The sequence below is a fragment of the Glycomyces sp. NRRL B-16210 genome, from assembly GCF_000719515.1.
Classification (GTDB): domain Bacteria; phylum Actinomycetota; class Actinomycetes; order Mycobacteriales; family Micromonosporaceae; genus Glycomyces.
Genome location: NZ_JOGR01000011.1, coordinates 79,965 through 103,853 on the forward strand (window position 1 = coordinate 79,965; position 23,889 = coordinate 103,853).

At 68.4% G+C, this 23,889-nt stretch carries 16 protein-coding genes; 6 read left to right on the top strand and 10 right to left on the bottom strand.

Annotated elements, in window-relative coordinates; translation table 11 throughout:
- Positions 1 to 153: 153 nt before the first annotated feature.
- On the bottom strand, positions 154 to 1,407 hold the full coding sequence (locus tag IF12_RS0116860; protein ID WP_030160435.1) for an arginine deiminase: 1,254 nt from the start codon (positions 1,405 to 1,407) through the stop codon (positions 154 to 156).
- A 114-nt stretch (positions 1,408 to 1,521) separates the two neighbouring features.
- Positions 1,522 to 3,000: a basic amino acid/polyamine antiporter gene (locus IF12_RS0116865; RefSeq protein ID WP_030160437.1), complete on the bottom strand. Its 1,479-nt coding sequence runs from the start codon at positions 2,998 to 3,000 to the stop codon at positions 1,522 to 1,524.
- Between the two features lie 126 nt (positions 3,001 to 3,126).
- On the opposite strand from IF12_RS0116865, the gene IF12_RS0116870 reads away from it, so the two are divergent.
- A complete protein-coding gene (locus IF12_RS0116870) occupies positions 3,127 to 4,836 on the top strand; it encodes a pentapeptide repeat-containing protein (protein ID WP_030160438.1) in 1,710 nt (569 codons plus the stop codon).
- Positions 4,837 to 4,965: 129 nt separating this feature from the next.
- Here the strand turns inward: IF12_RS0116870 and IF12_RS0116875 are convergent, their stop codons facing one another.
- The 5 genes from IF12_RS0116875 to IF12_RS25800 form a co-directional block, all read right to left on the bottom strand.
- Positions 4,966 to 5,430 carry a hypothetical protein gene (locus IF12_RS0116875; protein ID WP_030160440.1) on the bottom strand — a complete coding sequence of 155 codons (465 nt, stop codon included), beginning with the start codon at positions 5,428 to 5,430 and terminating at the stop codon, positions 4,966 to 4,968.
- On the bottom strand, positions 5,420 to 6,295 hold the full coding sequence (locus IF12_RS0116880) for a hypothetical protein (RefSeq protein ID WP_030160442.1): 876 nt from the start codon (positions 6,293 to 6,295) through the stop codon (positions 5,420 to 5,422). Before IF12_RS0116880 ends, IF12_RS0116875 begins: the two co-directional genes overlap by 11 nt.
- Complete coding sequence (locus IF12_RS0116885) at positions 6,292 to 6,723, bottom strand: hypothetical protein (protein ID WP_030160444.1); 432 nt, start codon at positions 6,721 to 6,723, stop codon at positions 6,292 to 6,294. The genes IF12_RS0116880 and IF12_RS0116885 overlap by 4 nt, the downstream gene beginning before the upstream one ends.
- Positions 6,714 to 9,656, bottom strand: coding sequence for a hypothetical protein (locus IF12_RS25795; RefSeq protein WP_156036847.1), 2,943 nt, complete (start codon positions 9,654 to 9,656; stop codon positions 6,714 to 6,716). Before IF12_RS25795 ends, IF12_RS0116885 begins: the two co-directional genes overlap by 10 nt.
- A 349-nt stretch (positions 9,657 to 10,005) precedes the next feature.
- Entirely contained in the window at positions 10,006 to 11,856 is a 1,851-nt protein-coding gene (locus IF12_RS25800; RefSeq protein ID WP_133884081.1) for an NACHT domain-containing NTPase, read from the bottom strand.
- 511 nt (positions 11,857 to 12,367) lie between these two features.
- Here IF12_RS25800 and IF12_RS0116900 point away from each other — a divergent pair.
- From IF12_RS0116900 to IF12_RS0116910, 3 genes are all read left to right on the top strand, one after another.
- Positions 12,368 to 12,712 carry a helix-turn-helix transcriptional regulator gene (locus tag IF12_RS0116900; RefSeq protein WP_081913709.1) on the top strand — a complete coding sequence of 115 codons (345 nt, stop codon included), beginning with the start codon at positions 12,368 to 12,370 and terminating at the stop codon, positions 12,710 to 12,712.
- A gap of 82 nt (positions 12,713 to 12,794) precedes the next feature.
- Positions 12,795 to 13,202 (top strand): VOC family protein, encoded by a 408-nt coding sequence (locus IF12_RS0116905; RefSeq protein WP_030160451.1) that lies wholly within the window; start codon positions 12,795 to 12,797, stop codon positions 13,200 to 13,202.
- Between the two features lie 253 nt (positions 13,203 to 13,455).
- On the top strand, positions 13,456 to 13,899 hold the full coding sequence (locus tag IF12_RS0116910) for a universal stress protein (RefSeq protein WP_030160453.1): 444 nt from the start codon (positions 13,456 to 13,458) through the stop codon (positions 13,897 to 13,899).
- A gap of 109 nt (positions 13,900 to 14,008) precedes the next feature.
- Here IF12_RS0116910 and IF12_RS0116915 read toward each other — a convergent pair whose 3' ends face one another.
- Both IF12_RS0116915 and IF12_RS0116920 read right to left on the bottom strand, forming a co-directional pair.
- Positions 14,009 to 15,598: a glycoside hydrolase family 43 protein gene (locus tag IF12_RS0116915; RefSeq protein ID WP_197034769.1), complete on the bottom strand. Its 1,590-nt coding sequence runs from the start codon at positions 15,596 to 15,598 to the stop codon at positions 14,009 to 14,011.
- A gap of 224 nt (positions 15,599 to 15,822) precedes the next feature.
- Complete coding sequence (locus IF12_RS0116920; RefSeq protein WP_030160457.1) at positions 15,823 to 17,577, bottom strand: ABC transporter ATP-binding protein; 1,755 nt, start codon at positions 17,575 to 17,577, stop codon at positions 15,823 to 15,825.
- A 325-nt stretch (positions 17,578 to 17,902) separates the two neighbouring features.
- On the opposite strand from IF12_RS0116920, the gene IF12_RS0116925 reads away from it, so the two are divergent.
- Positions 17,903 to 19,978, top strand: a complete 2,076-nt coding sequence (locus tag IF12_RS0116925) for a PhoX family phosphatase (protein ID WP_030160459.1) — start codon at positions 17,903 to 17,905, stop codon at positions 19,976 to 19,978.
- 101 nt (positions 19,979 to 20,079) lie between these two features.
- Here the strand turns inward: IF12_RS0116925 and IF12_RS0116930 are convergent, their stop codons facing one another.
- Positions 20,080 to 21,318, bottom strand: a complete 1,239-nt coding sequence (locus tag IF12_RS0116930) for an alpha-hydroxy acid oxidase (RefSeq protein WP_030160460.1) — start codon at positions 21,316 to 21,318, stop codon at positions 20,080 to 20,082.
- A gap of 163 nt (positions 21,319 to 21,481) precedes the next feature.
- On the opposite strand from IF12_RS0116930, the gene IF12_RS0116935 reads away from it, so the two are divergent.
- Positions 21,482 to 23,191, top strand: coding sequence for a glycoside hydrolase family 2 protein (locus IF12_RS0116935; protein ID WP_030160462.1), 1,710 nt, complete (start codon positions 21,482 to 21,484; stop codon positions 23,189 to 23,191).
- The last annotated feature ends 698 nt before the right edge of the window (positions 23,192 to 23,889 follow it).

The following is a 23,889-nucleotide window of genomic DNA, read 5'->3' on the forward strand; positions in this document are numbered from 1 at the left end:
TCGCCTTGCCGTGCCCCGTTCCGGCCGCACACCTCTTCGTCCTGCCGCGCCCCTTGTCCGGCCGCGCCCCTCGCCTTGCCGCTCCCGTTGCCGTGCCCCGCAATCCGGCCGCACTCCCCTTCGCCTTGCCGCGCCCCTTCTCGCCTCCCACGGTCAGAAGTCGACCGGGTCGCGGATGATCGGGCAGGTCATGCAGTGGCCGCCGCCCCTCCCGCGCCCCAGCTCGGCGCCGACGATCGTGATGACCTCGATCCCGGCCTTGCGCAGCAGCGTGTTCGTCTGCGTGTTCCGGTCGTACGTCATTACCACGCCCGGCTCCAGCGCCACCGCGTTGTTCCCCGAGTCCCACTGCTGGCGCTCCGAGGCGTACTCGTCGCCGCCGGTCTCGATGATCCGCAGCCCCGAGAGCCCCAGCGCCTCGGCCACCACATCGGTGAACGCCGCCGACCCGTGGTCGGTCAACTCCAGGCCCGGCTCCTTGTCGCCGGGCCGCAGCGAGAATGAGTGCACCGCGTCCATGATCTTCGGGTACAGCGTCACCACGTCCCGGTCGGCGAAGGTGAACACCGTGTCCAGATGCATCGCCGACCGCAGCTTCGGCATCCCCGCCACGATCACCCGCTCGGCCGCCCCGCCCTCGAACAGCGCCCGCGCCACCTGCGTGATCGCCTGCCGCGAGGTCCGCTCGCTCATGCCCATGAGCACCACGCCGTTCCCCACCGGCATGATGTCGCCGCCCTCGAACGTCGCCTGACCCCAATGCCGATCCGGGTCGCCCCACCACACCCGCGAGCCCCGGTAGTCGGGATGGAACGTGTACACCGCCTTCATCAGCAGCGTCTCGTCGTGCCGCGCGGGCCAGTACAGCGGGTTCAACGTCAACCCGCCGTACAGCCAGCACGTGGTGTCCCTCGTGTACAGCGTGTTCGGCACCGGCGGCATCAGGTACTCGCGCGCGCCGCTCGACTCCCGTGCCAGGGCGATGTACGAGGGCCGCAGGTCCTCGGGCAGCTCGGCGGTCGACAGCCCGCCGATGAGGTGCTCGGCCAACTGCGCGGGCGAGAGCGATTCGAGGAACGCGCGGGTCGGCTCGATCAGGCCCAGCCCCACCTCGTTCGCGGTGATCTTGCGGTCGAGCAGCCACGACCGGGCCTCGGCGTCGGCGACCGTCTCGGCGAGCAGGTCGTGCAGCTCCACGACCTCGACGCCCCTGGCCCGCATCTTGTTCACAAAGTCCGCGTGGTCCTTCTGCGCGTTCTCGACCCACATCACGTCGTCGAACAGGAGCCCTTCGGCGTTGGTGGGGGTGAGCCGCCGGTGGGCCAGGCCAGGCCTGCACACCAGCACCTTCCGCAGCTTCCCGACCTCGGAGTGGACCCCGTAGGCGGGCTGGTGTGGATCGGTCATCGTCGTCCTCCTCCGTTGGCGCCGTCGCGCTCGCGGGCGCTTCGGTCGATGGTCGATTGCGGTCGCGTGGTACGGCGTGGCTCGCGGTGGTGGGGCATGGCGGCATGGCATGGCTCAGATGCTGATCCAGCCGGCGGCGAGCGCGACGACGCCGAGCACGGCCCCGGCGATCGACACGGCCAGCAGCACCGCCTCGCCGGGACTGAACAGGCGGCGGCCCTGCTCGCGGCGGGCCATGACGAACAGGATGGTCGCGGGCGCGTAGATGATGAACGAGATGAGCACGAACCGCAGGCCCGCCGCGAACAGCAGGAACGCCGTGTAGAACGTCGCGAGCAGCGCGATCGCCATCTCACCGCCCGTGCCGCGCCCGGTGCCGCTCGCGCCCCGACCGGCACCGGCATCGATGCCAGAGTCGATCCCGCCGCCGCGCCCGGCCGCGACCTTGACCGCGAACAGGGCCGCGAGCAGGAACGGGATGAGCGTCAGCGAACTGGTCAGGTCGAGCGCGAAGTTGAACGCGTCCTCTGAGAAGTAGGTGACGACGAGGACGATCTGGCTCAAGGCCGTGGTCATGACCAGCGCCGGGACCGGCACGTCCGCGTCGGTGGAGCGGGAGAGGAACCGCGGCATGTCCTTGTCCTTCGCGGCCACGAACAGGACTTCGGCGGCCATGAGCGTCCACGCCAGGTACGCGCCGAGCACCGAGACGATCAGGCCGACGCTGACGAAGACCTTCCCCCAGGTCCCGACCGCCTCCTCCAGGACCCCGGCCATGGACGGCTGCCGCAGCTCGGCGATCTCCTCCATGGGCATGACCCCGTAGGACACGATCGTGACCGACGCGAAGATCGCGAACACCGCGAGGAAACCGGTGATCGTGGCGCGCCCGACGTGCTCGCGGCGCTTGGCGTGGCGGGAGTAGACGCTGGCGCCCTCGACGCCGAGGAACACGAACACCGTCACGAGCATCGTGCCGCGGACCTGGCTGAACAGGGAACCGGCGTAGTCGGCGCCGGCGAAGTTCCCGGCGAAGACCTGCGGGTCGAACAGGAACAGCAGGAGGAGCACGAACACGAGGATGGGGATGACCTTGGCGACCGTGACGATCCGGTTGATCGCCGCGGCCTCCTTCACGCCGCGCTTGATGAGCAGGAAGAACGCCCACAAGCCCACTGAGGAGAGCGTGAGCGCCAGGACGGTGTCGCCGTCGCCGAGCGCGGGGAGGACCGCGCCGAGGGTGGACATGATGAGGACCCAGTAGGTCACGTTGCCGACGCAGGCGCTGGCCCAGTAGCCGAACGCGGAGAAGAAGCCGGGGTACTCGCCGAACCCGGCTTTCGCGTAGGCGTAGACGCCGGCGTCGAGGTCGGGGCGGCGCATGGCGAGGCGCTGGAAGACGAAGGCGAGCATGAGCATGCCGGTGCCGGCGATGGCCCAGGAGATGAGGGCGCCGGCGACGCCGGTCTCTTGAGCGAAGCGGCGGGGGAGGGAGAAGACGCCGGCGCCGACCATGGAACCGACCACCATGGAGGTGAGGGTCCAGAAGGCGAGTTTGACGGCGGGCCGGGTCTCGGCCGAGGTCTGCGCCATGGCGTCCTCGCAGGTAGGGGCCGCCGCCAGGCGCGGCCTTAGAGCACTGAAGGCCTGAATATAACGCCGTGTACGCGACTGGAACTCCGTTTCGGAGCATTCGCACGGGCTGCGTACGCTGAGTCGATGCCACTCCTCAAGGCCATGGGCCGGTCGCTGCGCCGGTTGGTGCGCATGACGGTCCGCGCATACCGTTGGGCGCTTCTCAGGGTTCGAGGCCCGATAGTCCACCCCTGGGAATTCCTTGCCTATCGCCGCCGCCGCGCGCTGGAGACGCCGCCCAGGAAACCGTGGCGGCCAAGGCCGATTCCGACGTGGTTCCTGCTGGCGGCGTTCGTACTCATTTTCGCGGGTGGCCTGCTCTATTACTTCTGGCAGCTCGCGGAGATCGAGGCACTGCGAGTCCCTGGGGACTCCGAAAACGATCTTGAGATCACGAAGCTGCGTTTGGACACCATCCGTGGCACGATCGCGATCGCCGCCGGTATCGGTGGTGCTTCAGCATTGATCTTGAACTTTCGGAAGCAGCAGCACTCGGAGTACCACACGACACAGGAGCGGATCACCGAGCTGCGGGTACAGGCAGTGGAGCAGTTGTCTTCGAAGGACCCAGGGGTCAGGATCGGCGGCCTGCACAACCTGGAACGGCTTGGGGACCAGCACGAGGATTTGAGGCAGGGTGTGCTGGACGAGGTTTGCGCGTATCTGCGGAGGCCATTCGTTCCGCCGAGGAACCGCGCGGCGTTGATCGATGACCCGGAATTCAAAGTTCGGCGGCTCGCCCAGGAGATATTGCAGCGCCGACTCAAGCGGAAACTGGGGCGCCGCGAGTACTGGACACATACCCGGCTCGAACTCCGCAAAGCGTTCTTGAATGATATAGATTTCAGCGGATGTCACCTGTACAGCCCGGATTTCCAAGGAGCCACCTTCGCGGGAAAATCCTCGTTCGAAGCGACTTCATTCGGGGGAGAAACAAGCATCGCGAGAGCCAAATTCGAAGGGCTGGCGAATTTCCATAGAGCTTTGATCGATGGAAGCATGGACATATCCAGGGCGACCTTCAAGGACTACGTGGAGTTCAACAGCACCACCTTCCAGCGCGTCGCTCACTTCAACGGCGCGATCTTCCAGCACGTCGCGGACTTCAGGGACACGACCTTCCAGCACGTCGCGGACTTCAGGGACACGACCTTCCAGCACGTCGCGGACTTCAGGGACACGACCTTCCAGCGCGACGCGGTCTTCAGTGGCGCGACCTTCCAGCGCGACGCGGCCTTCAGGGACACGACCTTCCAAGAAAGCGCGGTCTTCAACGGCGTGACTTTCCAGGACGGCGCGGTTTTCTCGCTCGGCACGGACTTCAGCGGCGCGACCTTCCAAGGAAGAGTGGTCTTCAACGGCGCGACCTTCCAGCGCGACGCGGCCTTCAGGGACGCGACCTTCCAAGAAAGCGCGGTCTTCAACGGCGTGACTTTCCAGGACGGCGCGGTTTTCTCGCTCGGCACGGACTTCAGCGGCGCGACCTTCCAGCACGTCGCGCACTTCAACGGCGCGACCTTCCAAGGAAGAGTGGTCTTCAACGGCGCGACCTTCCAGCACGGCGCGGGCTTCAGAGGCGCGACCTTCCAGCACGGCGCGGCCTTCAGAGATGTGCCTTCCGGTTCCGACTTGGATATCGGGTCTGCGAAGTTCCTGCGGCTGCCCGACCTGTCATTGCTGCCGGTTGGGTGGCGGGAATCGAAGAGCCTTCGTCCTGATGGGTATTGGCGGTTGGTTTACCGTGATCCGGATGTGCCGCGATCGGGCCATCCCTCCGACTCGGAAGCTCCTTAGTTCGATGTAGGCGGCGGCCGCTTTCGCAGCCGCCGCCTCACTTCTCGCATGAATGCTCAAGTGGAGCCGCGATTGGACTCCCGAACCGATCACCAGGCCTGCATCCCACTGGATCGCTGGCCCGGTCGCTCAGTCGAGATTCCGGGTAGTGGCCGTCAGTTGTTTCGCTCGGTCGATGGTCTGGTCAGGGTGGGTCTTGATCCACCGATAGCGACTCACTTGGTGTCGAAGCGCGTGCCAGAGCGCTTGGCTTCTTCGATCCTCGTCGAGCGGTGCGAGCAGGTGGCCTTCCCCGTACAGCGAGCGGATCACCGCTTCGATGTCGAGGTAGTTGGGCGGCGGCCCGACACCGTTCCCTTCCGCGCGGACCTCGGCCATGAACTCGGTGAGTTCGTCGTGGTCTACCGGGCCCGCGCCGCTCCCCGCGCCGGGGCCGAATCGATACTCCAGGCAGACGGCCGTGGCCGCGCGTAGAAGCTCGACCGCGTAGGCGCGGTCGCTCTCGTGGAACAGTTCGCGGAGCTTCTCCGCCTCAGCAAGGTCGCCCGTGATCAGTGCCGCGAGGTGGCTGTGTTGCAGCGTTTCAGGCGTCATCGGCGCTCCTTCGGTCGGCGGCGGGTGTGGCCGAGACAGGGGAGGCAAGCAGTGCGATTCCCCGCGCGGCGGCTGCCTCGGCCGCGTCGGCGGCAGTCCGACCTGCAATCGCCTGGTCCGGGGTAGACCGATCGGAAGCGGCTCGGTTCGAAGTGGACCGATCGAAAGCGACTCGGTTCCGCTCGATCGGGTCCTGCGCGGCCTGACCGACCTCCCCGACCATCACGCCTAGAACGGGCCGCCTGGAAGCGGCCTGTCCCGGCATAGCTCGGTCCGGCTTCGCCGGGCCCGCCTCGTGCGGTTTCGTTCGGTCCAGGGTCGCCGGGCCCGCGTCGTGCGGTTTCGTTTGGTCCAGCTCCGCGGGGCCCGCATCATGCGGATTCGTTCGGTCCAGGGCCGCCGCTATCGCGAATTCGGCCATCAAGTTCCCCCGCACCTCCTCGATCTGCTCGAAGCGGCGCTTCAGCTCCTCATCGGTGATGTCGGTGCCGATCAGTTCGTGCATCACCGCCCACGCGTACTCGGCCTGTTCGTCGGCGGGCACCTCGTTCAGCAGCGCCGACTCTCCGCATACCGCCCGCACCATCGCCTCCGCGCGGAGCGCGTTGAACGTCGGGTCGGTCGGGAAGTGCCTCTCGTGCAGGCGTTTCGTGAGGGCCGCGAGGTCGTCCGGATCGGGCCGGTCGCCGTATTCCTGGTGCACGACGCCGGCGAGCAGACAGATCAGGAACAGCAGATGCGTCATCTGCCGCGCCTCCCCGATCTGCGCTGCCAGCCCGGCGGCTTCGACGGCCTCGCCGCGCAGCCGCGCGGTCGCATGTGCCCGGAAAAGAGCGGTGGCTGTTGTTTCGCCCTGCTGATTCATCCGTCGCACTCCCTTTGCGCCGCTTGCCAGATCGCGGTCGCCTCGCGCTTGATGCGAGCGGCGCGGCCGGACTGACGGGCCCATTCGAGGTAGTCGAGTTCGGTGATGTGCAGTTCGGGCCGGTCGGTGTCGAAGCCGGTCAGGAATCCGAGCACGGTCGGCGGGATGCGGTCGCGGGCCGCGAGGTTCTTGGGTTCCGGCGGTGTCTCCTCTCCCTCTGGCACTTCGTCGCCCAAGACCGCCCACATGCGCGGGAGGCTTTCGAGGATCCCGAATTTCAGGCAGCGTCCCGCGATCTCGGCTTCTCCGAGGATGGTGAGCGCACCAGGGTCGATACCGGCGAACGAGCGGACCGGCAGTGGGATTTCGCTGAGCGCCCTCGCGTATTTGGCGCGGACGCGGTGCGGGGCGAGGCGGCCTATGCCCATGCCGCACCCCCGGCGAGGCGACCCCGCAGGTGATCCTGCAACCGCCCCAAGTTGCCCGCCCTCATTCTCGCCGTCTTGGCTTCGGGCGGGGATTGCAAGTGGCCCTGCGAGTGGACCTGCAAGTGGTCCTGCAAGTGGCCCTTCGTGGGACCGGCGAGAGGACCGGCCGAGGGCCCCTCCTGTCGGGCGACCGCACGGCCGGTCGGCCACGACCTGAGCGCGTTTTCAGCCCGACCCCGCTGCCCGCCTCGAACGGCTTGCCCGAACCGCGCGGTCCGCGCGGCCAGGTGCGCGCGCCGGTCCGCCGCGACTTCGAGCTCCGCATTTGTCGCGTGGCCGCGCTGAACGGGGATCAGACCGGCCGTGTCGCGTCCCGGGGCTGGTCGAACTCCCGTGATCGTGCCGCCTCCCCGGACCGATTGCGGGCCGGGCGAGGGCCGCTTCTCTTTGCGCGTCTTCTTCAATCGCGCCGACCAGCGCAGCAGCCTGCCACGCAGCGTCGTGGACCGAGTGGACCGAGTGGACCGAGTGGACCGACTGGTCTCGCCCCCGAGTGCGGTTCGGTTCCCGCGCCCGGTCCGGCCGGTGTTCTGGTCGCCGCCGGTGTGGTGGGCGGCCGCGAGTGGCGCGGACTTGTCGAGGAATCGGTCCCAGGCGTCTTCGCGGAGTTTGGAGAACCTGTGTGGTGCTTCGGTTTCGGAGGCGGGGAAGCCCACTGCGGGCTCGGCGGGTCCACGGCCGGGACGGTCGTGGGCGGGGCTGCTGTCGGCGGGTCCGCAGCCGGGACGGTCGTGGGCTGGGCCGCTGTCGGCGGGTCCGTGGCCGGAGCGGTCGTGGGCTGGGTTGGTGTGGGCCGGGCTGCTGTGGGTCGGGCTGTTGTCGGCGGGTTCGCGGCCGGGGCGGTCGCGGCCCGGGCTGCTGTGGGTCGGGCCGCTGTGGGCAGGACGGTCGTGGGTCGGGCCGCTGTGGGCAGGACGGTCGTGGGTCGGGTCGCCGTGGGCAGGGCTGCTGTGGGTCGGGCTGCTGTCGGCGGGTCCGGGGCCGGGATTGTCGTGGGCCGGGCCGCTGTGGACGGGACTGTTGGGGGCGGGGTCTGGGGCGTGTTCGAATTTCACGCCCGGGGCCATGTCGGTCCCTTGTGGGAGGCTTGAATATCGGGGGACCTCGCATCCCCCTCCCTCCTTGGGGTGCCCGCTGGTCGCGGCAGGTTGAGTAGATGGGGCGTTCCCCGAGGTGATCGGCGGCCTCGCCCGGTCCCGATCGGCGTCGACGCCGCCAGCTCGCCTCTCCGGACTAGGGCGCAGGCGGGCACGGGGGCGGGAGACACCATGATCGCGGTCGTGGTCGTGATCTACGCGGCGGCGGTGTGATTCGCGGTCGCCGGATTCGCCCTCGTGCGGCTCGTGGTGTCGAGCCATGTGTTCGTGGGATTCGCCCTCGCGCGCTTCGCGGTTTCGGGCTTCATGTTCGCAGGTTCCGCTGTTGTGTGCTTCGCGGTGTCGGGCCGTGTTTTCGAGGGTTTCGCCGACACGCGACTTGCGGTTGCGGGCTTCGTGGTCGCCGGTTTCGCCCTTGCGCGGCTCGTGGCCACGGGCCGTGTGTTTGTCGGATTCGCTATCGCGCGTTTCGTGGTGTCGGGCCGAGTGTTCACGGGTTTCACCGTTGCGCGACTTGCGGTCGCGGGTTCCGCCGTCGTGCGCTTCGCGGTCCCAGGCCGTGCGTTCGTGGGTTTCACCGTTACGCGAATTGTGGTCGTGGGCCTCGTGGTCGCGGGTTCTGCCGTCGCGCGCTTCGCTGCCGCGCGATTCATGGTCCCAGGCCCCGTATTCCCTGCATTCCCCGGTTTCGCCGTCTCGCGGCTTGCGGTCTCGGATGTTGCGTCCCCTTGCTTCTCGTTCCCTTGCTTCGCGTTCGCGGGTGATGCGGGTTCGGCGTTCCCAGAGCACTTCGGCGCTCACCGCCCACTCGGCCTTCTCCGGCTCCTCCTCGATCTCCCACCACGGGATCGGATCGGGCAGCTCGTTCCGGCGGTGGCGACCGGTCCGCCGATCGGGGAACCAGCCGGGCGAGCCGAACGGCCCGGGGTCGAGCACGTCATAGGGCCGGTGCTCGTCGATAATCCAGTCATCGCCCGGCTTGTGCCGCAAGTGATCGGGCTCGTAGCGCGGGGAGCGCGGGTCGGAATCCGATGCGTCGAGATCGCACAGGTCCGGCCGGGTCTGGTACCGGTACGCCCCCGGCATCATCGGGTCCGGCGAGCCATCGGCCAGGAACAGACGACGATCGGCCCAGTCATAGAACCCATCGGGCCCGGTGAACAGGCCCGGATTCTTCGGATGCGGATAGGCCGGGTTGTGGCGCGGATCGTCCGAGACCGGACCGGCCTTACCCGGCGTGAACCCGGGAACGTACCGAGCGGCCGACGCCTCCGCCGCATATGCACCGGCGTCTGTCGAGTCGGGGACTGCGCGGTGTCGATTGCCTTCCGCCTTACCGTCAATCGTGGCTCCGGCTCCGGCTCCGGCTCCGGCTCCGGCTCCGGCTCCGGCTCCGGCTCCGGCTCCGGCTCCGGCTCCGGTACTGGGATCGGACCGGGGTCCGGCGTCGATTCTGGTCCCGGCCCCAGATCCGGTCCCGGCACCGGCTTCGGCCGCGACCGCGCGGCGGAAGCGCGCGGTCAGGTCGGACTCGCCGGAGCCGGTTCCCAACCGCGATGCACGGTGGCTCGGACGGATGGCATCGTGGCCGGCATCCCTGGTCGGACCAGCAGATTCGCGACCCATGCCCCTCGTCGGACCAGCCATGTCGCGGCCGGCTCCCGTGGTCGCGATCGAGCCCGTATAGGCGGCGGCATCGGAGTTGAGGTCCCCGGCAGAATCGCGGGAATGGTTGTTTTCAGGTACGCCCGAATAGCGTATCGTCGTAGACGACACGGAAGGTCTCCTTCTGTTGTTGGGCCGCCCGGTGGAACTCAGTTGGTAGCTAGGAGCCACCGGGCGGCGTTTAATATTCTGGCCTATCGATAAAGGCCGATACGAGCTGGATGCCTCGTAAGTTTCTCCGTTCGAGACGTAAGCAATTGGACCACCAGTAGTAAGAATCTGGCGTATGTCCGATGATGACTCAACGATCACGCCACTGTCAACTAACGAGACAAACGTGTCTAGAAGTTTTTCCAAACCCCCTGCGTCACAGCAAGTCTGGGTCGACGCGTGCGGTCACTCGAATAGGGGTAAGGGCCCTGCGGCTTCGCCGCAGGGCCCTTACCCCTATGGCTGTGGTCTACCCTTCCAAGCTTCGGCTCGCGTTGGCGGAAGGGTGTGCTTCGACAGGCTCACTGAGATAGGTCTGAAGTGCTTCATGCCGGAACTCGTAGGTAGCTCCAACCTGACGAAGCACGCCTCGACGACGAGCGTCTTCAAGAAACGCCATAAATCGCCAAGGCACCCGACGACCATTCGGGAACGCAAGAAGAAAATGAGCAAGGCGGTATGAGAACCATGCTCTCTCAATTGTCGCGACGATTATCGCCGTGGTCGATCCAAGTACGGAACCTGCCACGGGCCCGACCACCAGTCCGAATGCCAGTCCGAACCCCAGTCCAGCTGCCAGAGCGGTCGCGGCGAAGGTTGTTCGAGCCTCAGCGAGGACGTTTGCTGGGCTTAGTAGTTTCAGCCGAATAGGGGTCTGCTGATCTAGGAATTCAAGCATCACGATCAGCAACGGCACGGTAAGTCCGAGCGCCAAACCAGCCGCCCATCCGAACACCAGCGTGACTGCCAGACCGGCTACTATTCCGACCCCCAGCGAGGGAATCAGTTCGCCCCATAGCACTTTTCCGAAAGGATTGCGGTTCAGCACCAGGCGATTCGGATTCTCTTGAGGGTCCCAGATTATTGCAGGTAGAGATTTGAGCATCAGTTTGGACATGAGTCCAAACGCGATCATGGTGATCAGACCGACCGCCAGGCCGATCGTTAGCCCAAATTCCAGTGCGACGACCAGGCCGACCATCGTTCCAAGGTTCAGCATGACTATTACCGCGAGAGCTATCATGAAGGTTTGGTGTTCTGTGGATCGAGGGAGCTGCCACCAGGCGAATCCTGGTTGGCCGGTCCTCCTCATGTGGGCGGCAATGAATCCTAGGTAGCGGATAGCCCGTTCCGTCATGGGATCCATGGCATCCTGGTTGGTTTCGATGCCGGTGAAGTCTGGTGCGGCAGGGATGCTGTATACGGTGGGGAGAAAGTGCGCGATCAGGTGCTGTTCAACCGCCGCCTTGTCTGCGAATCCCTCAAATGTTGCGCGGTCTGGTGTCTGCCTTTGGTACACCTCACGGCATAGAAACACCATGAGCGGCGTCGTGAGTGCTTGTGCGACCGGGCTGTCGTCGACTGCAAGCTGTTCGAACACCGCTGCCCAATGCTCACTAGTCCCATTTTTCCTTAGATAGTGGCGTGCCTTGCTACGGCTGACCGGCTGCAACATAACCTCCGACATGCGCTCTATCCGGCGGTCGTCGGCCGCTTGCGCGGCCTCGAATTCGGCGATTCGGGAGGTCACCACCATATGGATGTCGCTGGCGTCCATCGCTTCGCGGAGACGCGCGAGGGCGGCGACATGGCGGGGTTCGGCGATCTCATCGAATCCGTCGAGCACCAGCAAGAGGTCGCCCCGGCCGGCCAGGTGCACCGCGGTGTCGACACTGCCCGGCCCGTTTGAGCGAGACAGCCCGTATTGGACCGCAAGCTGCTTGGAGACCCATTCCAGCAGGGGAATCGCAGGGTCCCAGCCCTTGACATGCAACAACACCGGGACTGGAGTCGAGGTGCTGTTCGAGCCACGCTGTTCAAGCAGTTGGTGTGTGAGCAGGAGCGCGGTAGCTGACTTTCCGGCACCTTTGGTGCCGAGGATGACGGTCAGGCGTGGACGGTGCCGCAACCAGTCTGCGCCGATAGTCGCGATGTCGCCGACGAGACCGCGCTTCACCGTTACGGCCTCGGTGGTGACGGTCGCGGCATTGTGTCTCCATTCGACCTGGATGTAATCCGATCCGGAGAGCTTCAGAGCGTGTTTCCCCGCTGCGGCCATCCCTCGCACCTCAACCGCAAGTGCTTCGAGCTGCTGCTCCACCGAAGGAGCTGCGGCAGTCCCGGATCGCGGGAACCACCAAGTCATCGTGGAGACTACGAGCGCGAGGGCGGAAACGCCAAAACCCATCGAGGCGATCAGCTTCTCGCGGTCGGAACCGCTTGCGAGCCACCAAACGAACGCGCCTACAAGAACGACCGAGAGACCAAGAGCGACAAGTACGCGCCTCCATGAGCGCTGACCAGGGGGTGTCGGCATTCACTCATGTTAGGAGGTGCCGCCGCCGAGTGGTGTGCTCGAACTGCCTCCTATTCGGGTGGACAAGAACTCGCAGCCTCGGTTTCGTCCAGGGTTCGGGGGAAAGCCGGTGATATGGGATGTGCGGTGAGCACGCAGCCGGTTGCTCTCCTTGAACTTCGCCGACCGGTTTTGAGCAGGGCGGCGAGCGGTGTCGGTCGATGGTGGGACCATCGGGGGGAGCACGCGAGGAGAAGCGACGGTGAAGAGCGCGACCGAGGATCAGAACCGGCGGCTCCTTCGCGCCCGCGATGCGATGGACCGGGGCTTCACCAGGCCGCTCGATGTGCCCGCGCTCGCCCGCATCGCTCTCATGTCTCCGGCGCATTTCAGCCGGCAGTTCCGCGCGACTTTCGGGGAGACCCCGCATCGGTATCTTCAGCGTCGTCGGATCGAGCGGGCATGTGCGAAGCTGCGGGACACGGATGCGTCGGTCACCGAGATCGCGCTCGAAGTCGGCTTCGACAGCCTCGGCACCTTCAGCCGGACCTTCACCTCTCTTATCGGCCGCTCGCCCACCCGTTATCGGGCCGAGGCGACTCCGCTGCGCGCTCCGGTCTGCTTCGTCAAGGCCTGGACCCGCCCCACCGACGCGGTCTGAGGCTTGAAGACGGCCCTCCTCGTGGCCGGAGGAAAGCATTTTTGGATAAGCGCCCTGGCCATCGCGACCATAGGCTGGACGCATGTTCACAGGAATCAGCATCCACACCGTGTTCGTCCTCGACCAGGAAGAGGCGATCGACTTCTACGTCGGCAAGCTCGGGTTCGAGGTCGTCGAAGACGTCGACCTCGGCTTCATGCGCTGGTTGACCGTCAGCGCGCCCGGCAAGCCCGACCGGCGCATCCACCTCGAAGTGCCCGGCCCGCCCTCCCACAGCGACGAGACCGCCGCCGCCGTCCGCGACCTGCTCACCAAGGGCGCCCTCGGCGCGACCATCTTCACCACCGACGACTGCCGCGGCACCTTCAAGCGCCTCTCCGACCTAGGCGTCGAGTTCACCGAGGAGCCCACCGAGCAGCCCTACGGCATCGACTGCGCCCTGCGCGACCCGTTCGGCAACCACATCCGGATCACCCAGCCCACCGCCTAGACCGCAGGCCGAACGCCCGGGCGCCCCGCGTCCGGGCGTTCGCCGCGTCCGGCCGCGGTGCGGATGGTTCGAAAATCGCCGATCGGGTACCCCTGAGCCTGAACCCGGCAAGACAATGCGACAGCGAGACCTTCCAACAGCACAACGCTTCAACGCAATGTTGTTCGGCAAGGTTTTCAGCGTTGTTCGGCAAGGTCTTCAGCCGGTGTTCACAGGCAACGCTTCACGCAATGCTTCAGGACGGAGAGCGCTCATGGACGCGACAGCACAGGGATCCGAACGCATCGTCGTCGGCGTCGACGGCTCCCCGGCCTCGGTCCGGGCCCTCGAATGGGCCCTGCACCAGGCCGAACGGACCGGCGCCTCGGTCGAGGCCGTCCACGCCTGGGAGGTGCCCGCGATGTACGGCACCGGCATGATGGTGCTCCCCAGCGGCGAGGACTTCGACAAGGCCGCCAAGCAGTCGCTTGAACGCGCCGTCGCGCAGGCCACCGGCGGCCGCGCCACCGTGCCGATCGAGCTGCGGACCGTCTCGGGCCACGCCGCGAAGATCCTCGTCGAGATGGCCGAGAACGCCGACCTCCTCGTGGTCGGCTCCCGCGGTCACGGCGGCTTCGTCGGGACGCTGGTCGGCTCGGTCAGCCAGAGCGCCGTCCAGCACGCCACCTGCCCGGTAGTCGTCGTTCGCGACAAGTAGAGCTTCCAGTCGGCGTACCGAGACCGGAGCGGCCCCCACGTGAACCCCGGGGGCCGCTCCGCTTATCTGTCCGCCTGTCGCCTGCCTGTTGTCCGCCTGCTCGGCGGCGTCACTCCTCGCCGGTCCGCTCCGGGCGATAGGCGACCGAGTGCAGGCGCGACGATCCACCGACCGCGCCGACGCCGAGCGTCCGGCCGGTGAAACCGGTCGCGACCTCGGTCGACAGGTAGCGGCCGTCCAGGTGTCCGAGCACGGTCGCGCCGTTCTCGCCACCTTCGCCGTCATTGCCGTCACTGCCGTCCTCGCCGACCACGGACAGCACGATGTCGTCGGGCCCGATCGCGGTCAAGGTCTCGGCGTCTGACGCGACCGACGCGATCCGCAGGACCACGGCCCCGCCCCCGCCCTCGCTCTTGCCTTTGCCTTCGAACCGGGCCGAACCGAGTTCGGCCGTGACGCCGCCGATGCGCGCGAGCGCGCGGACCAGGCCGTCCTCGAACACCAGGCCGTACCAGTGCCGGTCGTCCATCCACAGCGTGAACCGGCCCGAGCCGGTGAACGCGGCCTCGGCGGTCCAAGCGAGGTCCCGCACCCGCGCGGCCAGCAGCCCGGGCGAGCCGTCGCCCGGATCGCGCAGCTCCAGGCCGCCCTCGGGATGCGGGGCGGCGATCGCCTCGGGCTCGCTCGACGGCGCGACCCAGCGCGGGTCCAGCTCTCCCAGACCTGAAGCGGCCGAGCCGAAATCGTCATAGAAGGAGGTGTCCGGCGGGGTGAAAGCGTACCGGCCCTCGTCGAACACCGGCCAGCCGTCGACCCAGTCGACGCCTGCGAGGAACGTCTCGCGGCCGAGCACGTGGAACTGCGGCGTGAACCCCCGCGGGCGCACGGCCAGGTAGACCGCCGCCCACTCGCCCGAGGCGGTCTCGACCAGGTCGGCGTGCCCGGTGTTCTGCACCGGCAGCGCCGTCGACCGGTGCGAGAAGACCGGGTTCGAAGGGCACGCCTCGTACGGGCCCTCGATGCGCTCGGACCGCGCGATCGTCACGGTGTGGCCGCGCTCGGTCCCGCCCTCGGCGAGCAGCAGGTACCAGTACCCGCCGATGCGGTACAGGTGCGGCGCTTCGGAGGCGGCGAGCCCGATGCCCTGCCACACCGGGTACGGCTCGCCCTTGAAACGACCGGTCTCCAGGTCGAGCCGGCCCTGGAAGATCCCGTCGCCCTCCCCGTTGAAGACGGTGCCCTTCCAGGTCAGGTAGCACTCGCCGTCCTCGTCCCAGCACAGGTCCGGGTCGATGCCGACCGCCTCGCGCACGAACACTGGCTTGCTCCAAGGACCGGCAGGGTCCTCGGCGGTGACGATGGTCTGGCCCGAGCCGGCGTCGCCCACGTTGGTGGTCACGAAGTAGAAGCGGCCGTCGTGGTGGCGCAGGGTCGAGCCGTAGATCCCGCCGGAGGGACGCCCGTCGCCGCGCAGGAACTGGCTCCGGCGATCAAGGATGTTCCCGATCTGCTTCCACGACACCAGGTCGCGGCTGTGGAAGATCGGCGCGCCGGGGAAGTACTCGAAGCTCGAATGGGCCAGGTAGTAGTCCTCGCCGACGCGGCAGATGGTCGGGTCCGGGTAGAAGCCCGGCACGATCGGTCGCACGGCGGCCGACACGGTTTCGGGCGCCTTCTCGCCCTCGATCGAACTGCCCAAGACGGTTCCTCCTCGCAGTGGCGCGCCGCCCGGCCCGGCGGCGGGCCAACCTTAAGTTGTGTCGATAAACTTTGTCAACCGGCTTCGGCCGTGACTAGGAGCGCCGCGCCGCCGGGAGCACGCCTTCGCGCCTCCGGGACGCGGGAGCCCGGCCGATTCGTGTTGCCGCCGGAACTGCTCCTCCGCCATCGGGGACCACGAGGCCCAACGTGAACCGGGACCCGTCACGCCGCCGCGTGCTGCACGCCCCACGTCGACGCGTAGCGGCCCGAGCGGGCCAGCAGCTCCTCGTGCGTCCCCTGCTCGGTGATCCGGCCGCCTTCGAGGACCACGATCCTGTCGGCGCTGCGGATCGTGCTCAACCGGTGCGCCACGACCAGCGTCGTCCGCCCCTCCATGAGCGTCTCCAGCGCGCCCTGGATATGGCGCTCGGACTCCGAGTCGAGCGCGCTCGTGGCCTCGTCCAGGAACAGGATCCGCGGGTCCCGCATGAGCGCCCGCGCGATCGACAGCCGCTGGCGCTGGCCCCCCGACAGCCGCGCGCCGCGCTCCCCGACCACCGTGTCCCAGCCCTCCGGCAGGGACTCGACGAAGTCGAGCGCGTTCGCGTCCCGCAGCGCCGCGCGCATCTTCTCGTCCTCGACCGGCCCGAGGCCGTAGGTGATGTTGTCGCGGATCGAGCCCTCGAACAGGACCGAGTCCTGCGGCACCACCGAGACGCGGCGGCGCACCGAGCGCATGTCGAGCGCCTCCATGTCCGCCCCGTCCAGGGACACCGAGCCGGCCGCTGGGCGGATCAGGCCGAGCACCGTGTTCATGAGCGTGGACTTGCCCGAACCGGAGGGGCCGACGAACGCGACGGTCTGGCCCGGCTCGACGACGAGGTCGATCCCGTCCAGCGCGGGCGTGCCGCTGTCGGGGTAGCGCACGGTGACCCCGCGCAGCTCCACCCGGCCGGCCAGATTGTCCACAGTGGGCTTTCCCTCGTTGCGCTCGATGTCCGGGTCCTGGAGGACCTCCGCGATCGACCGCACCGACTCGGTGCCGCGCGCGGTGATCGGCACCAGGTTGAGCACCGCGCCGACCGAGCCGGTGAGCATCGAGAAGTAGGTGCCGAGCACCACGACCTGCCCGGCCGTGATCGGCGCCCACGCCATGAGCGCCACCGTCGCCGCCAGCAGCAGGCACCCGACGGACAAGAGCTGCATGGTCACCCAGCTCGCCGCGCCGAAGCGGCCGTTCACGACGTCCAGGCGCAGCCCGCGGTGGCGCACCTCCTCGGCGACCTCGGCGACCCGCTCGGCCGCGACGTGCTCGAGCCCGTGCGCGCGCGTGATCGGCATGAGCGCCGCCATCTCGCCCACCCGCGAGGAGAAGGCCTCCACCTCGCGGCGGAACTCCTGGTTGCGTGCCTGCGTGCGGCGGCGGGTGAACCACCAGACGCCGAAACCGCACGGCAGGGACAGCGCGAACACCGGCAGGAACTGCGGCACCGTCAACGCGGTCATGGTGATCGCCCCGGCGAACACGAACACCGCCGACAGGAACGGCCCGCCCGACTGCGCGAGCATCAGCTCGACGTTCTCGACGTCGCGCACGACCTTGCTCTGGATGATCGAGGCGTTCGAGCGCGAGTGGAACCCGATGGACAGCAACTGGAGCCGCGCGGCGAGGGCGTTGCGGAAGTCCGCGCCGAGGGCGCGCACGACGCCCATGTAGAGGCGGGTGAACCACACGTGGGTGAAGAAGTTCTGGAGGACCAGCACGGCCGCGCCGACGGCGAGCCAGCCGAGGGTCGAGACCGGGCCGCCGTCCACGACCGCGTCGACCGCGGCCCCGGTGATCACCGGCATCAGCCAGATCGGGCTGTCCTTGACCACAAATATGACGGTGGCGGCGACGAGGCGCCAGCGTCGCGGTCTGAGCGTGCGCGCGACCGACTTGAGCGGGTGCTTCCCGTCGAGGGTGATGGTCTCCATGGCAGCGGTGGCCCCGTATTCGTTCGGAGGGTCGGTCGTTCGGTCGCGGGGGTGGGCGGCGGGTTCGGGAGGGCGCTCGCCGTGGCGGGCCCGGGTCGCGACGGGTCGTGCGCGGGCGGTCGCCGCGGGCAATCGTAGTCCGCGTTCGGGCTCTCCGCCCGTTCGTTTCGGGCCCGGTCCGGGGGCGGGTCGGTGGGGGCCGTTCGTCCGGATTTCACCTGAGGTTGGTGGAACCGCACCGTAGCGGCGCATAGCTTCCACAACAGGTGAGAACACAAGACCGCGATTCCCTCGCGCATTCATATCGGACCGAATTGGAGCCGTGATGCAATCCCCATCCGATCGCCGTCGTCTGCCGCTGTTCGCCCCCCACGGGGGCGGACGCTCGGCGATGACCTGCGCCTTCCGCTGCGGCAACGCCTGTAGCCACCCGGTGCCGAACACCTCGGAGAACCCCTACCTCGGCGACCTCATCGCGCAGGCCGTCTCCCGCCGCTCCCTGCTGCGCAGCGGCGTGGTCGTCTCGGCGGCCGTCGGCGCCGCCGGGATCTTCGCGGCTCCCGCCGTCGCCGGTGACGTCGAGTCCCCCGCCGGTTCGGCGCACCGCAACCGGGCCCCGAAGGGCCTGGACTTCGACGTGGTCGCGCCGAACCGCGACGACAAGGTGACCATTCCCAAGGGCTACGAGCAGCATGTGGTCATCGCCTGGGGCGACCCGGTCCTGAAGGGCGCGCCGAAGTTCGACGCCGACGCGCAGACCGCTGCGGCGCAGGCGAAGCAGTTCGGTTACAACAACGACTACGTCGCGCTGCTGCCGCACCCGAAGAGCCGCCGCAAGCGGGTGCTCGTGGTCAACCACGAGTACACCGACGAGCCGCTGATGTTCCCTGGATACGACGGTGCCGCGCCAACGCGCGAGCAGGTCGAGATCGCTTGGGCCGCACACGGGCTCACCGTGATCGCGGTGGACGAGAACAGCCGCACCGGCGCCCTCGTGCCTGACGTCAAGGACAAGTTGAACCGGCGCATCACCGTCTCCACGCCGTTCACGGTGACCGGGCCGGCGGCCGGGTCGGACCTGTTGAAGACCAGTGCGGACCGCAAGGGCACCAAGGTGCTCGGGACGCTGAACAACTGCGCCGGCGGCACCACCCCTTGGGGGACGGTGCTTTCGGGCGAGGAGAACTTCAACCAGTACTTCGCGAACGCCGCGAACGTCACGGACCCGACCGTGCAGGCCCGCTTGGCGCGCTACGGTTTCGTCGGCGAGGCGAGCCAGCGCCGGTGGGAGGAGTTCGACCCGCGCTTCGACCTCGTGCAGGAGCCCAACGAGCCGAACCGTCACGGCTGGATCGTGGAGGTCGACCCGAACGACCCGGATTGGGCGCCGCGCAAGCGGACCGCGTTGGGGCGCTTCAAGCATGAGGGCGCGAACGTGCGCTTGTCGCGCGACGGTCGGGCCGTGGCGTACATGGGCGACGACGAGCGGTTCGACTACCTGTACAAGTTCGTGTCGGACAAGAAGATGAAGACCGGCAGCGGCAAGAAGGCGCGCGACCACAACCGGACGCTGCTCGACGAGGGCACGCTGTACGTCGCGAAGTTCACCGGCGACAGCCCGGCCGAGGAGATCGACGGGACCGGGAAGCTGCCGAAGGACGGGAAGTTCGACGGGTCCGGCGAGTGGATCAAGCTGGCCAAGGGCAAGAAGTCGTACGTGCCGGGTATGACCGCCGACGAGGTGTACGTGTTCACGCGCCTCGCGGGCGACAAGGTCGGGGCCACGAAGCTGGACCGGCCCGAGGATGTGGAGACGAGTCCGAAGAGCGGCAAGCTGTACATCGCGCTGACCAACAACACCGCGCGCGGCACCGGCTCGAACCCCGGGGCCGATGAGATGAACCCGCGCAACGAGAACAAGCACGGGCACGTCATCGAGCTGACCGAGAAGCACGACGACCCGACCGCGCTGAAGTTCGGCTGGAACGTGCTGCTGGTCTGCGGCGACCCGGAGGACGAGGGGACCTACTTCGGCGGGTTCCCCAAGGACCAGGTCAGCCCGATCTCGTGCCCGGACAACGTGGCGTTCGACCCGTACGGGAACCTGTGGATCTCGACGGACGGGAACGCGTTGGGCACCAACGACGGTCTGTTCGCGGTGCCGCTGGAGGGCTCGAACCGCGGCCAGGTGAAGCAGTTCCTGACGGTGCCGATCGGCGCGGAGACCTGCGGGCCGGTGGTGGAGGAGCGGCACGTCCTGGTGGCGGCGCAGCACCCGGGCGAGCTGGAGGGCGCGAGCTTCGAGAACCCGCTGTCGGAGTGGCCCGACGGGCCGGGGAGCATCCCGCGTCCGGCCGTGGTCAACGTGACCCGCAAGGGCTTCGGCCGCATCGGCCGCTGAGGGCATTCCTGAGGGAGCGGGGCGAGGGGGGACCCTCGTCCCGCTTTACGCTTCCGTTGACCGTGCCGACGTGCCGACCCGTTTCCGAGCGGCCTTGCGGCTCAACGCGTCCGGGGGACCAGGCGCTGGAGCTGCGTCACGTGGGCGGGTTCGAGTTCCTCGAGCGAGGCGACGCCGAGCAGCTTCATGGTGCGCACGACCTCTTCGCGCAGGATCGCGATCGTCCGGTCGACGCCTTGGCGCCCGCCCGCCATGAGCCCGTAGAGGTAGGCGCGGCCGATCATCGTGAACCGGGCGCCGAGGGCCACGGCCGCAACCACATCGGCCCCGGACATGATCCCGGTGTCGAGGTGCACTTCGGTGTCGCGCCCGACCTCCCGCACCACTTCGGGGAGGAGGTGGAACGGGATCGGAGCGCGGTCGAGTTGGCGCCCACCGTGGTTCGAGAGGGTGATGCCGTCCACGCCCAGGTCGGCGAGGCGCTTGGCGTCGGCGACGGTCTGGACGCCCTTGACCACGAGCTTGCCGGGCCACTGCTCCTTGATCCAGGCGAGGTCGGCGTAGTTCACCGTGGGGTCGAACATCGACTCCAGGAGTTCGGCGACGGTGCCGGGCCAGCGGCTCAGCGAGGCGAACGCGAGCGGCTCGGTGGTGAGCATGTCGAACCACCAGTTCGGGTGCCGCGCCATGTCGAACAGCGTCTTGGCCGTCAGCTGCGGCGGGATGGCGAAGCCGTTGCGCTTGTCCCGCAGGCGGGCTCCGGCCACCGGAACGTCCACAGTGACCAGAAGCGTGTCGAACCCGGCCGCGGCGGCGCGGTCGACCAGGGCCATGGACCGGTCGCGGTCCTTCCACATGTACAACTGGAACCAGTTGCGCCCCTTGGGGCCTCCCGCTTCGGCCACGTCCTCGATCGGGGTGGTGCCCATCGTCGAGAGCGCGAACGGGATGCCCGCCGCGGCGGCGGCCGCGGCACCGGCCCGCTCGCCTTCGGTGTGCATCATCCGCGTGAACCCGGTGGGGGCGATGCCGAACGGCAGTTCGGTGTGGCGGCCGAGCACGTCCCAACCAGTGTCTATTTTAGAGACATCGCGCAGGATCGCGGGATGGAACTCGACGTCCTGGAACGCCTGGCGGGCGCGGGCGAGGGAGAGCTCGGCCTCGGCCGCGCCCTCGACGTAGTCGAACGCCGCGCGGGGGGTGCGGCGCTTCGCGATGGTGCGGAGGTCGGCGACGGTGAGCGCGGCGGCGAGGCGGCGGCGCTTGGCGTTCCACTCGGGCCGCTTGAACCGCACGAGCGGCAGCACGTCCTTGGGTCGCGGGAACTGGCGGCGGGTCATGTGGTCCTCCAACGGGAAGCGAGCGAACCGCGGGTCGCGGCGACCGCCGGGCCGATCCGCTGGACGGAACGGTACCCCGGAGGACGACCCCGCCTCTACGAGGCGTCTGTAAACGCTTGCTAGTCTCGGAGGCCAGTATGCCATCGCTTTCGAGGAGGCGGCCATGACCCGAAGGTTCGTCCGCCATGAACGGCGCCCGGTCACCGCGCTCGACGGGATCTGGGACTTCGCGTTCCTCGGCGACGCCGACCCCGACCGGATCACGCGCGCCTCCCTGGTCTTCGACGAGGTCATGGCCGTGCCCGGCAGCTTCGACGCGACCCCCGCCCACGCGGGGCGCCGCGGCCTGGCCGCCTACCGCACCCGCGTCGCGGTCGAGCGGCCGGGACGCCACCGGCTCGTCTTCGAAGCGGTCCACCACTGGTGCCGCGTGCTCTGGAACGGGCGGCCCTTGCGCGACCACGCCGGGGGCTTCACCCGCTTCAGCGCTGACATCGAGCACGCCGAAGCCGGGACCGCCGAGGTGATCGTGCTGGTCGACAACCGGTTCGACGACGCGCGCACGCTCCTGCACCAGGAGCACTTCGACTGGTACCACTTCGGCGGCATCACCCGCAGCGTCGAACTGCACCGCCTGGGGGACCTGTGGATCGACCGGTTGCAAATCTCCACTGAGGACATCGAGGAGCGGCGGGTCGCGCTGCGCCTCGACGTCGGGGCGACCGCGCTGGCCGAGGGCGTGCCGCTCACGGTCGAGTGGCGGGGCCGCCCGGTGCTGACCGACACCGTGGACGTCATCCCGGGTGAGCGGATCGAGCGGACCGTGACGCTGCCGGGGGCCAGGCTCTGGTCGCCCGATGACCCTGCGCTGCAAGAGGTCTCGGTGCGCCTCGGCGACGACGACGTGCGCGAGCGGATCGGCCTGCGCGAGATCACCACAGGCGGCGGGCGCCTCGCGGTCAACGGCGAGGCGGTGACGCTGCTGGGCTTCAACCGGCACGAGTCGCACCCGCAGTTCGGGCACGCGCAGCCCGAGGCGCTGCTGGTCGCCGACGTGCAGCAGATCCGCGACCTCGGCTGCAACTTCATCCGCGGCAGCCACTACCCGCAGGACCCGCTGTTCCTCGACCTGTGCGACGAGGCGGGCATCCTCGTGTGGAGCGAGTCGGTCGGGTGGCAGTACCCGGTCGAGCGGATGACCGACCCGGCGTTCGTCGCCGAGCAGCTCGACCACATCGACGAGATGGTCGACGCCGCCGTGAACCACCCTTCGGTGGTGATGTGGGGCGTGCTCAACGAATGCCCCAGCGAGGTGCCCGAATGCCGCCCGGTCTACGAGCGGCTGCTGGGGCGGCTCAAGGAGAGCGACGCGAGTCGGCCGGTGACGTACGCGTCCTTCAAGATCTATGAGGATCTGTGCCTGGACCTGGTGGACGTGGTCGCCGTGAACACGTATCCGGGCTGGTACTTCGGCGGCGTCGAGGACATCCCGGCAGAGCTCGACCGCATCGCCGCGCACGTGGACGCGGCCGGGCACGCCGAGAAGCCGCTGATCATCTCGGAGATCGGCGCGGGGGCGGTGCCGGGGTGGAACGACGCCAATAACGGGCACTGGACCGAGGAGTACCAGACGGCGCTGCTGGAGAAGGTGGTGCGGCATGTTCTTGAGGGGCAGGACCGGATCACGGGCCTGGGGATCTGGGTGCTGGGCGACTTCCGCAGTACCGAGTACAGGGAGATGCTGCTCAAGCGGCCGCGGAGCATCAACGACAAGGGAGTGGTGGACGAGTACCGCCGCCCGAAGCAGGCGTATGCGGCGGTGAGGAGCTTGTTCGGTGAGGCTGGTAGGAGGGCGCGGCAGAGCAGGCGATAGGAACCTTCGCCGATGCCCGATGCCCGATGCCCGATGCCCGATGCCCGATGCCCGATGCCCGATGGCTGGCGGTGGACCCCGACCGCGCTAACGGCCGATGGCTGACGCCCGACCCCGCCCCCAACCGCACTGACGGCGGATCCCCGACCCCGCTAACGGCCGATGGCCGGCGGTGGGCCCCTTCCTCCCGACCGCGCTTACTGCGGACCGCGGACTGCGGACGGCTGGGCTGACGGTCGGCGACTGACCCTTGACCCCGACCGCGCTGACGGCCGGTGGCCGACCTCCGACCTTGACCGCGCTGACGACTGACGGCTTACCCCCGCTCCGACCGCCGACCGCCGACCGTCGACTGCCGGCGGCTGCCCCTGACCGCGTTGACGGTCGACGGTCGGCTGCTGACCTCTGCCCCCCGACCGCGCTGACCGCTGACCGCGGACGGCTGGGCTGGCGGCCGGCGGCTGCCGCCCGACCCCGCCCCCCGATCGTGCTGACGGCGGACCGCCGACTGCGCTAACGGCCGATGGCCGGCGGCCGACCTCCGACTCTGGCCGCGCTGGCGACTGCTCCGACCGCGCGAACTGCTGACTGCCGACCGCGCTAACGGTCGGCGATGGCCGACGGCTGGCGGCGGACCCCTGGCCGCGCTTACGGCCGATGGTTGGCTACTGACCTCCGACTCTGACCACGCCGACGGC